Source organism: Oceanospirillum sediminis (assembly GCF_014164585.1).
GTDB classification, from domain to species: Bacteria; Pseudomonadota; Gammaproteobacteria; order Pseudomonadales; family Halomonadaceae; genus Oceanospirillum; species Oceanospirillum sediminis.
In genome coordinates this window covers 1-304 of the sequence record NZ_JACJFM010000375.1, presented here as the reverse complement: position 1 = coordinate 304, position 304 = coordinate 1, and the positions used below count along the sequence as shown (strand labels likewise).

1 protein-coding gene is annotated in these 304 nt (G+C 35.9%); it reads right to left on the bottom strand.

The window, feature by feature from the left end; all coding sequences use genetic code 11:
- Positions 1 to 124: 124 nt before the first annotated feature.
- The coding region (locus H4O21_RS28935; protein WP_182812802.1) for a hypothetical protein at positions 125 to 304 on the bottom strand (180 nt) is incomplete at its 5' end.

Here is a 304-nt window from a genome sequence, read left to right as displayed (position 1 = left end):
TGCATTCCAGGGTTTAATAGTAAGGATTGAGGTACTTCAGAAAATCCATAAAGCACTTGTTTATTTTGCCCAAAGGAAAAACTAGCCAAAAAAACCATGAGAATGAAAAGTTGTTGAGAACGCATTAATCGATATTTAAAGAAAAAACGCCTTTGGATTTTACACTAATTTCCCCCGGAGTGTCCTGATTAATGGCTTCACCTGGTTGCATTACAAGCGTAAAAGCAATGATTCTAGATTGTTTTAGACGCTCTAGTGCATCTCCTTCAAAAACTTCCATATGTGTTGATGCTATAACTTCATT